General features: G+C 70.8%; 13 protein-coding genes. 6 read left to right on the forward strand and 7 right to left on the reverse strand.

Annotated elements, in window-relative coordinates; all coding sequences use genetic code 11:
* The first annotated feature begins 46 nt into the window (after positions 1-46).
* The 5 genes from K3769_RS39120 (at position 47) to K3769_RS39140 (ending at position 4,371) form a co-directional block, all read left to right on the forward strand.
* Entirely contained in the window at positions 47-607 is a 561-nt protein-coding gene (locus tag K3769_RS39120) for an RNA polymerase sigma factor (protein WP_267030955.1), read from the forward strand.
* Positions 604-1,428, forward strand: coding sequence for a zf-HC2 domain-containing protein (locus tag K3769_RS39125; RefSeq protein ID WP_267030956.1), 825 nt, complete (start codon positions 604-606; stop codon positions 1,426-1,428). Before K3769_RS39120 ends, K3769_RS39125 begins: the two co-directional genes overlap by 4 nt.
* A 140-nt stretch (positions 1,429-1,568) precedes the next feature.
* Complete coding sequence (locus tag K3769_RS39130; protein ID WP_267030957.1) at positions 1,569-2,378, forward strand: ABC transporter ATP-binding protein; 810 nt, start codon at positions 1,569-1,571, stop codon at positions 2,376-2,378.
* An 8-nt stretch (positions 2,379-2,386) separates the two neighbouring features.
* Entirely contained in the window at positions 2,387-3,778 is a 1,392-nt protein-coding gene (locus K3769_RS39135) for a hypothetical protein (protein ID WP_267031740.1), read from the forward strand.
* A gap of 5 nt (positions 3,779-3,783) precedes the next feature.
* On the forward strand, positions 3,784-4,371 hold the full coding sequence (locus K3769_RS39140) for a hypothetical protein (protein ID WP_267031741.1): 588 nt from the start codon (positions 3,784-3,786) through the stop codon (positions 4,369-4,371).
* A 439-nt stretch (positions 4,372-4,810) separates the two neighbouring features.
* On the opposite strand, the gene K3769_RS39145 is transcribed toward K3769_RS39140, so the two are convergent.
* From K3769_RS39145 to aztB, 7 genes are all read right to left on the reverse strand, one after another.
* Positions 4,811-5,458: a dihydrofolate reductase family protein gene (locus K3769_RS39145; protein WP_267030958.1), complete on the reverse strand. Its 648-nt coding sequence runs from the start codon at positions 5,456-5,458 to the stop codon at positions 4,811-4,813.
* A 116-nt stretch (positions 5,459-5,574) separates the two neighbouring features.
* On the reverse strand, positions 5,575-6,930 hold the full coding sequence (locus K3769_RS39150; RefSeq protein WP_267030959.1) for an FG-GAP repeat domain-containing protein: 1,356 nt from the start codon (positions 6,928-6,930) through the stop codon (positions 5,575-5,577).
* Positions 6,931-7,043: 113 nt separating this feature from the next.
* Positions 7,044-7,964, reverse strand: a complete 921-nt coding sequence (locus K3769_RS39155; RefSeq protein ID WP_267030960.1) for a transglutaminase-like domain-containing protein — start codon at positions 7,962-7,964, stop codon at positions 7,044-7,046.
* A gap of 183 nt (positions 7,965-8,147) precedes the next feature.
* Positions 8,148-9,356, reverse strand: coding sequence for a zinc metallochaperone AztD (gene aztD, locus K3769_RS39160; RefSeq protein WP_267030961.1), 1,209 nt, complete (start codon positions 9,354-9,356; stop codon positions 8,148-8,150).
* Positions 9,357-9,485: 129 nt separating this feature from the next.
* Positions 9,486-10,457 (reverse strand): zinc ABC transporter substrate-binding protein AztC, encoded by a 972-nt coding sequence (aztC, locus tag K3769_RS39165; protein ID WP_267030962.1) that lies wholly within the window; start codon positions 10,455-10,457, stop codon positions 9,486-9,488.
* A complete protein-coding gene (locus K3769_RS39170) occupies positions 10,454-11,689 on the reverse strand; it encodes a hypothetical protein (RefSeq protein WP_267030963.1) in 1,236 nt (411 codons plus the stop codon). Before K3769_RS39170 ends, aztC begins: the two co-directional genes overlap by 4 nt.
* A gap of 21 nt (positions 11,690-11,710) precedes the next feature.
* Complete coding sequence (gene aztB / locus K3769_RS39175; RefSeq protein ID WP_267030964.1) at positions 11,711-12,565, reverse strand: zinc ABC transporter permease AztB; 855 nt, start codon at positions 12,563-12,565, stop codon at positions 11,711-11,713.
* A 15-nt stretch (positions 12,566-12,580) separates the two neighbouring features.
* On the opposite strand from aztB, the gene aztA reads away from it, so the two are divergent.
* A complete protein-coding gene (gene aztA, locus K3769_RS39180; protein ID WP_267030965.1) occupies positions 12,581-13,324 on the forward strand; it encodes a zinc ABC transporter ATP-binding protein AztA in 744 nt (247 codons plus the stop codon).
* Positions 13,325-13,469: the final 145 nt, after the last annotated feature.

Consider the following 13,469-nt stretch of genomic DNA (forward strand, 5'->3'; position numbering starts at 1 on the left):
CACGGCAAAGGGAAAACCTGACGCGAGGACCGGGCGTCTAGCAGGTGTGAGATCAGCCAGGGCACCGCTGCACGAGGTGGACGAGGAGCGTCTCGTCCGCCTCGTGGCGAAGGGCGACCGTGCCGCATTCGAGGAGTTGTACCGGCGTACGTCGCCGTGGCTGGCGGTGCGCCTGCGCCGCCGTTGCGTCGACGAGCAGATCGTCGCGGAGGTCATGCAGGAGACCTACCTTGCGGTGTGGCGAGCGGCGGGCGCGTTCGCCGGGGCCGCGGTCGGAGGAACGGCCACCGGCTGGCTGTGGACGATCGCGGCGCGCCGCCTGGTCGACGCGTTCCGGCGCCGGGCCCACCACGCGGAACCCCCGCCGGCCGCCGCCGTACCGGTCGAGGCGCCCGCCGCCGAGGAGGAGGCGCTCGCGGCGACCGTCGGGGGCGAGGTCGGGGACGCGCTGCGCCACCTCGCCCCGGAGTTGAGACAAGTACTGCAGGCCATGGTGCTCGACGGACTGTCCGTCCGGGAGACCGCGGTCCTGCTCGGGCTGCCCGAGGGCACGGTCAAGACCCGTGCCCGCCGGGCCCGGACCGCGATGCGGAGGGCGCTGGTATGAGTGGGGAACACGCGTCGGGGCGGATCATCGAGGGGTACGCGCGTGGCGGCCCGGACCTCGCGGCCGACGAACTGTGGGCCGTGGAGGCCCACTTGGAGACGTGCCGGACATGCCGTGACCGACTGTCCGCCGTGGTCGCCGCCGAGGCGCCCGCCGTGGTGTCGCTGGTCGACTCCGTGTGGTCCGGCCTGGAGCCGCGGCTGGCGGTCACCGCCACGATGCGGCGCGGACGGTTCAGGCAGGTGTGGCTGTCACGGCTCTCGCGGTGGATGACACCCGCGATGGTGCCGTGGCTGGCCATGGTCGTCGCCGTGACACTGCTGGCCCTGCTGCTCGACGTGGTCGGCACCGGCACGGGCGAGGTGTCGATGGTGCTGCTGTTCGCACCGCTCCTGCCCGTGCTCGGCGTCGCGGCGTCCTGGGCCCGCGGGCTGGATCCGGCGTACGAGCTGACCGTCTCGGCGCCCAGGGCCGGGCTCCAACTGGTGCTGCGGCGCACCGTGTCCGTGCTGGGCGTGGTCGTCCCCGTGCTGCTCGTGTGCGGATGGGCGACCGGGGTGATGGTGGCCCAGTGGCTGCTGCCCTGCCTGGCCTTCACCGCGGCGACGCTGGCGCTCGGCGGAGTCGTCGGCGTGACTCGCGCCGCCGTCGTGCTGGCCGCCGTGTGGGCCGCCCTGGTCATGGCACCGACCGTGGCCACCAACAGGACGGCCTTCGTCCTGCGGCCGGACGGACTGCCGGCGTGGGGGCTGGCCCTGGCCCTCGGCATCGCGGTCGTCATCGCCCGCAGAAGCGCGTACTCCGTGCTGGAAACCCGTTGATGAGCGACGGAAGGGCATCGCCGGACGACGGGCAGGCAGCCCCGAAGAGCCGGCAAGCAGCCCTGAACAGCCGGCGAGCAGCCCTGCGCAACCGGCAAGCAGCCATGAACAACGAAAGAACCAACCGAGAGGAACACCACATGACGTCCGCGGTCAACGCGGCCGATCTCGCGCCGACGGCCTACGCCTGGGAGATCCAGGCCACCGGGCTGAAGGTCAGGGTCGGCAGGAACCGGATGGCCGTCGACGGCCTCGACCTGCGCCTCGGCACCGGCGTACACGGCCTGCTCGGCCCCAACGGGGCGGGCAAGACCACCCTCATCCGGACGCTGGCCACCGTGCTGCGCCCCACCGAGGGCACCCTGGAGATGTTCGGCGAGCCCGTCGGCGGCCGGGGCGAGCACCGTGCGCTGCGCCGCCGGATCGGCTACCTGCCCCAGGAGTTCGGCTACTACAAGCGCTTCACGGTGCGCGAGTTCGTCGAATACATGGCATGGCTCAAGGAGGTGCCGAAGGCGGACATCCCCGCCGCGGTGCAGCGCGCCGTGGAGCGGGTGGGCCTCGCGGACCGCGCCGACGACAGGATGAAGTCCCTGTCGGGCGGCATGGTGCGGCGCGTCGGCATCGCCCAGGCCATCGTGAACGACCCGGCGGTCCTGCTCCTCGACGAGCCGACGGTCGGCCTGGACCCCGCGCAGCGGCTGCGCTTCCGCGAACTGCTGCAGGAACTGGGCACGGACACCTGTGTCCTCGTCTCGACCCACCTGGTGGAGGACGTCGCCACCGCCTGCACCGACGTGGTCCTCTTCGCCGAGGGCCGGCTCGTCTTCCAGGGCACCCCGGACGGCCTGGCGGCGGCCGGCGGCCCCGAGCACGTGGGCGACAGCCCCTGGGAGCGCGGCTACTCGGCGCTGCTGCAGAAGCCCGGCCAGGACAGGGACCGCTGGTGAACGAGTTGCTGAACCTCCGTGTCCTGCGCACCGAGCTGAGACGCTCCGTCGCCCCATGGGCCGGCGCCGTGGTCCTGGTTCCGGCACTGGCGTTCCTGTACCTGCTGGACGCCGCATGGTGGCGGGACACCACGGCGTGGACGGCCCAGTGGACCCCCATGGCCATGTGGACCCGCTCCCTGCTCTTCTACCTGTGGCCGCTGGTCGTGGGACTCGGAGCACTCCAGGGGCTGCGCGACCACCGCTCGAAGATGTACGAACTGCTGACGAGCACGCCACGGCCCGCCCGGCACCGGGCCGCCGTACTGACGGGCATCACGGCGCTCACGCTGACCACGGCCTTCGCGCTCCTCGTCCTCGTGGGCGCGGTCCAGGTGTGGGGCAACACCGCCTACACGCACGCCGGTTGGCTGCCCATCTCACTGGTGGGAGCACTCTTCCTCGTCGCGGGGGCCACGCTGGGCATGGGGGCCGGGCGGGCCCTGCCGTCCGCGCTCACCCCGCCCGCGCTGGCCATGACCGCCTTCGTCTTCACGGTCCTGATGCACGCCTCCCTGGGCCGGACGGAGACCCTCACGTCGAGCGGGATCCCGCTCACCGAGCCGAACCAGGTCTCACTGCTGTCACCGACGGTGGAGGAGGTGCGCGACGCACTCCTCACCCTCTCCGCGTCCGTGCACCTGGGACAGACGGTCTGGCTGCTGGGCATGGCCGCGACCGGCTTCGTCCTGCTGATCGCCTCGACGCGGGCGGCCCGGCTGATCGCTCTGGCGCCCCTCCTGGCGGGCGGGGTGGCCGCTCTGCTCGTACTGCCCTCCGACCCGGCCCGGATGTACGTCGTCGACAAGGCCGCGGCGGAGCCTGTGTGCGACGGTCCGGTGTGCGTGACGACCACGCAGCGGGCACGGCTCGACGGTCTCGTGGGTCCCGGCAAGGAGGCGCTGCGCCTCCTGCACACCGCCCTGGGTAACCGCGCGCCGGTCTCGGTCCGGGAGAACGCCACCGTCCTGCCCTGGGGCTCCACCCCGCGGTGGTCCCGCGACAGCGTGCTGTTCGAATTCGACGACGCCATGATCAGCGGGGTGAAGGGCAAGGAACTGACCCGGGCCCTGATCGCGCAGGCCATGGTGCCGATGTGCGTCCCCACCGGCTGGAACGGTACGGCGGCCGACCCCTCGGCACAGAGCGTCGCGGTCGCCTGGGTGACCGGGGACCTCGAACCGCTCGCGGGCACCGGGTACTCCGCCGCCGAGCAGAGCGCCGCGGCCCGCCCGGTGTGGCAGGACCTCAAGGCGCTGCCGCAGGACGAACAACTCGCCCGGATCAGCGCGATGCGGACCGCCGCGTTGTCCTGCGAGGGCGACCCGCTCGCCGCGCTGAAGGGTGGTGCTTCCCGGTGATCCCGATGCGATGGCTCACGCTGTACGCCCGCTCGCGCCGGATCCCCGCATCGCTCGCCGCGGTGGCCGTCAGCGCGGTCACGGTGGCGGTACTCGTCCGGGACGGAGGAGGGGGCGGGGGCGGCGGGCCCATCGAGCCGGGGCCGTCCGTGCTCGTCCTCGCCGCCGGGGCGATGGCGTTCTCGGTCGGGCTCAGCGGGCAGGACGCCGCGCTGGACCGGACGGCCGCGATCCGCTGGGTACCCCGCAGAGCGGCGCACGTGCTGGTGGCGGGAGCGGTCGTCGCCGCGATGCTGCTGGCCGTTCGGACTGTGGGCGAGAACATGGCCACCGCCGCCTTCGTGGCCCGCGACAGTGCGGGTCTGATGGGGCTGGTCGCCCTGGGCGCGGCGCTCGCGGGGGGCCAGTACGCGTGGACGCTGCCGTTCGCCTGGCTCTCGTTCGCCTTCTTCGCGCCGCCCCCGACGAGTACGCCGATGGAGGTGGCGACCTGGATGCTGCTGCCACCCGGCACGGCCGCGGGCACCTGGACGGCCCTGGTCCTCACGGTCGTCGGCACCGCGGCCTACGCGGTGGCGGGGCCGAGACGCTGACCCACCGGACCTGGGACCGCGAGGTGCCGCACCCGGATCGCGTACGGTCGCAAGGTGCCGCACCCGGCTTGCGTACGGTGCCGTGTCGCGGCGTCAGGCTCGGGTACCGGGCCTCTGCGGCAGGCAGTACGCCGAGCAGATCGCCGAGGGCACTCGTCAACGGATAGCGGGAACCGGTCGGCCCGGCGAGACACTTCGCGGCATCACCGCACGATCCGAGGGCTTCCCCATACGCGTACCCGGGTCATGCTCTGCGGTCGTGCTCTGCCTTGCGACGTGTCTCACCGGGCATCGCGGCTCGATTCGACGTGATGCAGAAGAGGTGAAAGGTCCTCAAGCCATCAGGGCGCCGGCAACCCTACGATTGCCCGCGATTCCCCTTCACACACCGTCAGTTGAACCGGTGCGCACAAAGCGCCTCTCCGGGTCGTTCGCGCGGTCACTTGCGCCAGAAGAGGTGGTGGGTGACGCCGCTCGGGCTCGGCACCACTTCCAGGTGGAAACGGTCCATCAACTCGTCGGGGGAGTCCCACAGGCGTAGCCCGGATCCGAGTTTCACCGGCGTGACGACCACGTGCAGGGTGTCGACGAGGTCGGCGTCGAGGAACTCCCGGATCGTGCTCACACCGCCGCCGAGCCGGACGTCCTTGCCCTGCGCGGCCTCCCGTGCCCGCGCGAGAACGTCGGCGGGGTCGCCGCCCACGAAATGGAACGTGGTGTCGGAGAGCGTGAAGGACGGACGTGTGTGGTGGGTCAGGACGAACACCGGTGTGTGGAAGGGGGGCTCGTCGCCCCACCAGCCGCGCCACTGGTGGTCGTGCCAGGGGCCGCGTTGGGGCCCGAACTTGTTGCGGCCCATGATCTCGGCGCCGATGTTGTGGGTGAAGTCCCGGGTGAAGTAGTCGTCCAGGCCGCGGCCTCCTCCGGGATCGGTGCGGTTGGGCCAGTGTGCCGTGGCGACGGCCCAGGCCATGAGTTCTCTCGGAGCGATGTGGTGGCCGAAGGGTCGCTCCAGGGTCTGGTCCTCGCCGGCGGCGATGCCGTCGCTGGAGACGGTGAAGTTCTGCACCCGCAAGAGCTGTTTCATGTCTTCCCTCATCAGGTCCTGTCGCATCGCGCGTCCTCGTGCTGCGGTGCGTCCTGCACCGGTACGTCGAACGGGACGAGGTCGGATCGACACAGGCGCCCAGGATTTTTGCAGGCCTAGCGCCCGCCCAGGGGCTTGTCGGGGTTGAGCGGGAAGGACGTCTCGTCGTGGTGCGTGCCGTCGGTGATCCACCAGGTGTCGCCGCCGAAGAGGGCCAGTTCCGCGCGGCCGTCGGCGTCCCAGTCGTGGACGGCGAAGAGCGAGGCGTCGACGGGACCGTCGTCACCCGGCACGGACCGCTCGGTGGCGCGCCAGGGCTTCGACCCGAGCCCGTGCTCGGAGCCGCCCCGCAGCACCTCGATCCGCGCGTCCCCCGCCTCCTTCTTCCTGGTGAGCTGTACGGCCAGGTCGTCGCAGCCGTCGCCGTCGAAGTCGGCGGCGGCGAGCCCGGCGCCGAAGCCCTCCTTGAAGTCACCGCCCTCCATGGTGATCCACTTCCCCGGCTCCTTCCCGTAGCGGACGGTGACCTGGCCGCGCCGGTGCGGCGTGTCGATCTCGTCGTCGCCGTCGACGAAGCTCCGTCCGACGGCGATGTCCTGTCGTCCGTCGCCGTCGAAGTCGCCGAAGACGACGTTCTCGCCCACCGGCAGCCGCTCCGGCTTCTCGCTCAGGCCGGTGCCGGTACGGGCACCGCCGGTGAACAGCAGGGGCGGGTCATAGGGGGAGTCGTAGAGCGCGAGATCGGTGGCTCGGTCGTCGTTCGCGTCCCCGGCGGCCAGCACGGGTGACGCGCCCTCGCTGACCGGGCCGGTGATCTCCGCCGTGCCGGCGGGGGCACCGGAGCGCTTGAACGGTCCGTGCAGCACGACCACCGCCCGATCCTCACTCCAGTCCCGGTAGACCGCGAGGTCGGTGTGGCCGTCCCCGTCGAAGTCGCCGGCGATCGGCGCGGTGTGGTACCCGTCGCCCGGCAGCGGGACGCGCCCGTGCGGCCCGCCGGCCCGCGGGCCCCCGGGGCCTCCCCACACGATCCGGGCTGCGCCGCTGACCACGAGGTCGGCGTGGCCGTCCTCGTCCAGGTCCGCGACCGTGGGCTGCCACCCGTCGTCGCCCACCTGGATGTCGTCCGGCACACCGAGGTCGTTCTGGGTGAGGACGGTCGTGCGGTCGCGGTCCGGACCGTGCTCGGAGCCGGGCACGACGACCACGTCGACCTTCAGCGACCGGGACATCTCGTGCACCAGATCGGCGAAGCCGTCCCCGTCGAGGTCGGGGGGCGCGGGCGTGTCCTCGCGCGCCGAGGCGGTGGGCCGGCAGGGGCTGTTGGCCACCGAGCGCACACCGTCGGACGGGCGCAGGACGAGGAACACCACCACAGCCACTACCACAGCCACCACCACGAGGGAGGCCGCCACGGCGTGCCAGACGCGCAGATGACGGAGGAAGGGACCGCCTGGTGTCGAAAAGTGCATCAGCCCACTCCACGGGCCCGGACACTTTCCACACAAGGAAGTGGATCACTTTGTTACGGGGGTGATGCACGAACGACCCGCTGCCCGATGTGCCGGTCAGCAGGAGGGGCGGTTCATCTGAGGGTGACTTCGCTCGGGCCGTTGAAGGGTGCCAGGGACAGCACGGTCCTCGGTGTCCGCAGCCCGTCGTTCTGCGTGAAGAGCTTCCGCGCCGCATCGAAGGGGACGTCGTCGGAGGCCACCCGTGCGGCCTGGTCGTGGAGTTCACGGACCGTGTCCGTCATCTTCTCGTCGCTGTCCGGTTCCGTGCCCCAGATGTCCCAGAGCAGCGTCTCGACCTTGTTCAGCGCCGCGAGGTCGAGCCGGACGTTGCCCGCGACGAAGAACTCCCCGTGCATCGGCCCTTCCTGCGGTGGGTGCAGCCCGAAGGTCTTCGGGTCCGCCTCGCCCGCCCGGATGGCCTGCCAGGCCTTGCCCGCGACCAGGAAGCGGTCGCGCGGCACGTCCATCGGGTCGAAGTCCACCTTCCATGTGCCGGTGACCATCGGATCGGCCAGTTCGGCATCGGCGAGCAGCCAGCCCCGCTCGCTGTCCCAGTACTCGGTCACCACATGGTCGACGTGGAATCCGTCCGGGCGGAAGTAGTCGGCGAAGCCGGACCGCAGGCGCGAGGAGACGCCCGCGTGGCGCAGGAACGAGCAGTGCAGCAGGGCGAAGTCGCGGCAGACGCCGACGAAGCGGTCCAGGACAGCACGCCGTCGCGTCAGCGGTCCGGCGTCCCGGTCGACGATGATCCGCAGGATGTCGTCGAGGTAGCGCGTCTCGGCATCGTGGTGCAGGCGGTCCTGTGGGATGACATGGCCGAACAGTTCGCCCTCCAGCCGATGGATCATCAGATCGCGTGCCACACAGGCGAGTTGGGCCGGATCCTTCGGAAGATCGGCATAGAGCGGGGCGAGGTCGTTGGGGTCGGAGAAGTCGCTCTGCGCGGCGTAGAAGGCGGCAGCGTCCGGTTCGAGGCGGGCGGATGACATGGCTGGACCCCCAGCAGGTATCGGCCGCACGTTCGATTACGGGGCCGGCGGCCTCACCGTGTCAAAATTCGCCCGCGAATGTCCAGAGGACTGACCCTGGGGCTGTCCCCGCTGTCCCCGCTGTCCCCGCTGTCCCCGCGTCCCGCCGGACGCGGGGACAGTCGGCGCTGTGCGCGTCCGCGGTCAGTGTCCGGCGACGACGCCCGACAGTTCGTTGGTGCTCCGGGGCAGCGTGACGGAGGTGATCTCCTTACCCGTCTCCAGGTCGATGGCGTGCAACGCCTTCTCGTTCGGATCGGAGACGTAGGCCGTGCCGCCCCGGACGAACAGGGTGGGCCGGGGCTGCTGCCAGTCCAGCGGTTCCTGCCACTTGCCGACGACCGGGATCTTCTTCTCGGTCTTCCCGCTCGCCGGGTCGAGCACGTGGACCGCGCCGTCCGTGCCGAGCACGAGGGCCTCACCCTCCGGTCCGCGGGCCAGGGAGCGGAAGGAGTAGCTGGTGCCCAGGTCGACCAGGCGCAGCTTCTTCTTCTCGGTGTCGATCAGGGAGATACGTGTAGGCCGCTCCAACTCGGCCTCCGCGTCGGTCTTGTAGTCGCCGAGGAGGACCGGGGAGACGTCGCTGCCGGCCTGGTTGCCGATACGGCCGTAGTGGTCGGGAGCCTCGATCTTGGTGAACTCGCCGTCCTTGTAGATGAGTATCCCGTCCTCGCACCCGACGCCGACGGCTTCGTTCTTCGCGGCGGCCTCACCGTGCACACCAGGGCATTTCTCGTAGCGCGTGATTTCCTTGTCGTCCTTGTCCAGGACCAGTGCACCGGTCCGCTTCTCCTCGGTGCCCAGGGTGCTGAGGAGTTCGCCGTTGGACAGTTCGATGGCGACACCGTGGTGTGCCTCGGCGGAGGCGTAGGTGCGTCCCCGCGGCTTCTTCCCGCTGCTCAGATCGGCGGGGTCGAAGACGTTGACCTCTCCGGTGCCGTCGGTGAAGAGCGCTGTTCTGCCCGCGTGGCGCACGACGTGGCCGGGCTTGGCACCCTTGTATTCGATGTCGGTGAGAGCCTGCCCGGTGGCGTCGAGCACGCGGAAGCCGGTGTCGGTGGAAACGACGACGTGGTCCTCGTCGCCGGCGGGGTTGACCCGGTTGAAGCCGGGCAGCTCGATGGTCTTGCGCAGTGCGAGGCTTTCGCCGTCCAGGATGTACAGACCACCGTCGAAGGTGGCCACCAGCGGCTCCTTCACCGCGGTCGCGGCCTGCGCGCCCGGCGTGCCCTCGGCCTTGGCGCCGGCGTCGGAGGACGCTTTGTCCTCTCCTCCGCAGGCACTCAGAACCGTGGACACCGCCAGGGCGAGTGCTGTGCCCGTGAGGGCCCTGGTGCGTATCGACTTGTTCATCGGTGTTGTTTCCCTTTCTCGCCGCGCGGTGGCGGCAGTGGCGCAGGACGGTTCCGGCCGCGTCGGCCGGTGTCCGGCGTGCTGTGGTGGCGCGGATGGTGAAACGTGGAGTCGGCCGACGGGCAGGGCTCAGGTCAGGCCGTCGGTCATGGCGGTGGTGTTGGAGCGCATCATCCGTACGTAGGTGTCGGCGCCCTCGCCCTTCGCGGTCAGCGACTCCGAGTACAGCTCCACGACCTGGACCCGTCCGCCCAGTTCCGTGCGCAGGACCTCGGCGAGCCGGGTGGGCTGCGAGGAGTCCGCGAACACGGTGCGTACGCCCGCCTTCCGCATCGCCACGGTGAGCGAGCGCAGGTCGGAGGAGCTGGGGGAGGCCAGCGTGGTGCCGCTGGGGATCACCGCGCCGATCACCCGGAAGTCGAAGCGGTCGGCGAGGTAGCCGAAGACGTGATGGTTGGTCACCAGGGCCCGCCCGCCGTCGGGGATGCGGTCGAAGGACTTCTCCATCCAGGTGGTCAGGTCCGTGAGTTCTTCGCCGTAACGGTCGGCCCGGGCGCGTATGACGGACTCGTCCACGCCGTCGACGTGCTCGATCACCTGGTCTGCCATCAGACGGACGACCTTGCGTATCCGGTCCGGGTCGGTCCAGAAGTGCGGGTCGGGCTGCCCTTCCCCGTCCACGGGGCCACCGTCGCCGGCCGGGTGGAAGGTGAGCGGGTCGGCCGCTTCCCCGGCCGCGAAGGTGGCGACGCCGGACTCGCGGGCGGCGTCCACATGGCGCAGGACGTTCGCCTCGAGTCCCAGGCCGTTGTGGACGACCAGGTCGGCCCGTTCCAGCTCGGCGGCCTGTACCGCCGACAGACCGAAGGAGTGCGGGTCGGCGTTGGGCTTCATCAGAACGGTCACGTCGGCCTCGTCGCCCACGATCTCCCGCGTGACATCGCCGAGGATGTTGGTGGTGACCACGATGGCGGGCCGGTCCGTACCGGCCGTACAGCCGGAGGCGGCGGCAACGGTCATCAGTGCGAGCAGGCCCACGCTCAGGCTGCGCAGCCGCGCCACGCGAACCCGTACCCGTCGCTTCGTCGCGGTCCACTTCATCGGCCGGTCTCCGCCATCAGGACCGGCTCGATGTCCAGGTCGAAGGAGCGTGCCACGCGCAGTTCGTCGTTGTAGTCGATCTCGTACACCTTCTTGCCGCGAGCATCGTTGACGTAGGCGCGGCTGCGGTCGATCTCGATCACGGGCGCGCCGGCGTCGGTGCCGGACCGCGTCTTTTCGGTCAGGAGTGGCTCGGTGCGCGCGATGTGCTTGCCGGTGGCGATGTCGTAGCCGTGCAGCGAGCCGTCGGTCTCCAGGACGAGCAGCGGCGAGCCCTCGCCGGCGGTGGTGGCGGCGAGGACGGGCCCGGTGTCCACGCGGGTCCAGGTCCGTTCGGTCACGTCGAGAACCCACACGGCGTCCTTCCCGGCCGGGGCGGTGAGGGTGTCGCTGCCGGGCCGCTGACGGAAGGAGGCGGCCCGTTCCTTCGCGGGCACCTCACCGCTGTAGGGGATCTTCTCGGCGGTGAAGGCGCCGTTCTTCGCGCTGACGAGCAGGGCGCCGTCGGCACAGCCCAGGACGACACCGCGTCGGGTGACGGCGTCGCCCCGGGGCTCCTCGCAGTCCGCGTCCGGGGTGGCCACGCGGCTGCCCTTGCGGTCGAGTACGACGAGCTGCGAGGTGCCGCCCTCGTCGGCGAAGGCCAGAAGGCGTTCCCCGTACGGCACGACGGCGCCGGTGTAGGTGCCCGCCAGCGTCCGGGAGGACGCCATCTCGCCCTTCTCCAGCTTGCCGCGGTCGTACAGGACACTCTTCCCGGCGGTATCGGTCACCGCGGTGACGACGACATCGCTGCGCACCTGCGCCCGGCGGCTCTCGGCGAACTCTCCGACGTCCCGTACCGGCGCACTGTAGTAATGGACGTGGTCCCCGTGGTCCACCGTCCAGGCGCCGCTGTCGAGTACGTGCGTGCCGTCGGAGGTGTGGAGGTAGCCGAACCTCCCGTCCGTGCCGAGCCGGTACGCGTCTTCGACCCGGTCCGTCTTGTGCACCTTGCCGGTGATGAGGTCGAGGATCCGGCCGGCTCCGTCGGCGGGGTCGTTGAGGATCAGGCGGGACTGCTGTTCGGCGGCCTCCTTCGCTCCCGCCACGTAACCGTGGGCTGTGGGGGAGGAGGAACTCGCCGCGGGCCGTGCGTCGTTGCCCTTCTCCCGTGCGCAACTCGTGGCGAGCAAAGCGGTGAGTACCAGTGCGGCCGAGGCCCACGGAGTGACGTTTCTGCGGACGGTCATGACGATCGCTCAGGCTTTCTTTCAGTGGGCTCGGAGGGCGGGAGCGGGGGAGGGACGGGCGGCGCGGTGGCGCAGGCCGGCCGCCAGGTGAGAGAGGAAGAACAGGCTCACCGCGAGGCCCGAGACGGTGGCGCCCGCCGCGGTGCCCAGGTGCCAGGACAGCAGCAGCCCTCCGAAGGTGGCGGCGGCACCGATGAGCCCCGCCCGGACCATGACCCCGTGGACACTGCCGGCCCACGGCAGGGCAGCGGCCGGCGGGGCGATGAGCAGGCCGAGGACCAGCAGCGTTCCCACGATGTGGAAGGAAGCGACGATCGCAAGGCCGAGCAGGCTCAGCAGGACGGCGTGGGCCAGGCGCGGACGCAGACCGAGGGTCTGCGCCTTGCGTGCGTCGAAGGCCAGGGCCAGGAAGGCGCGGTGGCCGAGGACCGACACGAGCAGCGCCACGCACAGCGCCGCCGCGAGAAGGAAGAGGTCCTGCTGTCTGACGGCGAGGACGTCACCGAACAGGAAGCCGGTCAGGTCCACCGCGAAGGACTGGGACCGCGACACGATGATCACGCCGAGCGAGAGCATGCCGACGAACAGCAGACCGATCCCGGTGTCCTGGGACAGCCTTCGGGTACGCCCCAGCACGGTGACCCCCGCCGTCATGACGGCGGCGCTGGCCACCGCGCCGACCAGCAGGTTCCCACCGAACAGGGCGGACAGCGCGACCCCTGGCAGCAGACCGTGGGACATGGCGTCCCCGAGGAAGGCCATCCCTCGCAGTACCACCCAGGTGCCCGCCAGCGCACAGATCGCGGACACCAGGACTCCGCCCCACAGGGCTCGCTGCACGAAGGTGACCTCGAACGGGGCCGTCATCCATTCCATGCCGGGGACACTACAATGAAAATCATGTTCAAAACACCTCGCCAGTCACCCACCACGAGCCCGGCGCGGACCGCGCGCGTCCACTTCGCCGACCTGTACGCCGGCTATCCGGGACACCCCGTCCTCAGTCAACTCAGCGGGGAGATAACGAGGTTGACCATGACGGCACTCGTCGGACCGAACGGCAGCGGCAAGTCGACCCTGCTCGGTGTTCTCGCCGGTGTGATCCATCCGACATCCGGCGAACTCCACTGCACCGGAGAACGGCAGCCCGCGTACGTGCCCCAGCGTGGAGCCGTCGGCGACAGCCTGCCGCTCACCGTCCGGCAGACCGTGGAGATGGGGTGCTGGGGCAGGCGTGGGCCATGGCGCCGGCTCAACGGCCGGGACCGTACGGTCGTGGACGCCGCGCTCGACCGGCTCGGCGTCGGCGACCTCGCCGCACGCCAACTGGGAGAACTGTCGGGTGGCCAACGCCAACGCGCCCTCATCGCCCAGGGGTTGGCGCAGGAATCGGATCTGCTGCTCCTCGACGAACCGACCTCGGGCCTCGACCCGGAAGCGAGGGAGCGCATCGAGGAGTTGCTGACGGCGCTGGTCGCCGACGGGGTGACAGTCGTCCAGGCGACCCACGACCTGGAGGTCGCCCGCAGAGCGAACGCCTGCCTCCTGCTCCAGGACGGCCGCCTCGCCGGACAAGGACATCCCGAGGAGGTACTCACCACGTCGGCACTGGCCCGCATCTGGCAGACGCTCTGAGAGGGGAGGTGGGGGCAGCACCGTGAACGTGAACGCGGACTCCAGCAGATCCGGTACCGGCCCCCGGCTCGCACCCCGTGGCCAACCGACGGCCACTCCCGCCCGCTCCGCCCGGTCCTTTTGGGCACGGTGGAAAGGTGTGGCG

Origin of the sequence: Streptomyces ortus (assembly GCF_026341275.1) — a bacterium.
Taxonomy (GTDB): domain Bacteria; phylum Actinomycetota; class Actinomycetes; order Streptomycetales; family Streptomycetaceae; genus Streptomyces; species Streptomyces ortus.

Excerpts from the sequence above, each read along its gene's own strand:
- K3769_RS39125 (WP_267030956.1), top strand. The coding sequence starts at position 604 with ATGAGTGGGGAACACGCGTCGGGGCGGATCATCGAGGGGTACGCGCGT.
- K3769_RS39130 (WP_267030957.1), top strand. The coding sequence starts at position 1,569 with ATGACGTCCGCGGTCAACGCGGCCGATCTCGCGCCGACGGCCTACGCC.
- K3769_RS39140 (WP_267031741.1), top strand. The coding sequence starts at position 3,784 with ATGCGATGGCTCACGCTGTACGCCCGCTCGCGCCGGATCCCCGCATCG.
- K3769_RS39145 (WP_267030958.1), bottom strand. The coding sequence starts at position 5,458 with ATGAAACAGCTCTTGCGGGTGCAGAACTTCACCGTCTCCAGCGACGGC.
- K3769_RS39150 (WP_267030959.1), bottom strand. The coding sequence starts at position 6,930 with ATGCACTTTTCGACACCAGGCGGTCCCTTCCTCCGTCATCTGCGCGTC.
- K3769_RS39155 (WP_267030960.1), bottom strand. The coding sequence starts at position 7,964 with ATGTCATCCGCCCGCCTCGAACCGGACGCTGCCGCCTTCTACGCCGCG.
- aztD (WP_267030961.1), bottom strand. The coding sequence starts at position 9,356 with ATGAACAAGTCGATACGCACCAGGGCCCTCACGGGCACAGCACTCGCC.
- aztC (WP_267030962.1), bottom strand. The coding sequence starts at position 10,457 with ATGAAGTGGACCGCGACGAAGCGACGGGTACGGGTTCGCGTGGCGCGG.
- K3769_RS39170 (WP_267030963.1), bottom strand. The coding sequence starts at position 11,689 with ATGACCGTCCGCAGAAACGTCACTCCGTGGGCCTCGGCCGCACTGGTA.
- aztB (WP_267030964.1), bottom strand. The coding sequence starts at position 12,565 with ATGGAATGGATGACGGCCCCGTTCGAGGTCACCTTCGTGCAGCGAGCC.
- aztA (WP_267030965.1), top strand. The coding sequence starts at position 12,581 with ATGAAAATCATGTTCAAAACACCTCGCCAGTCACCCACCACGAGCCCG.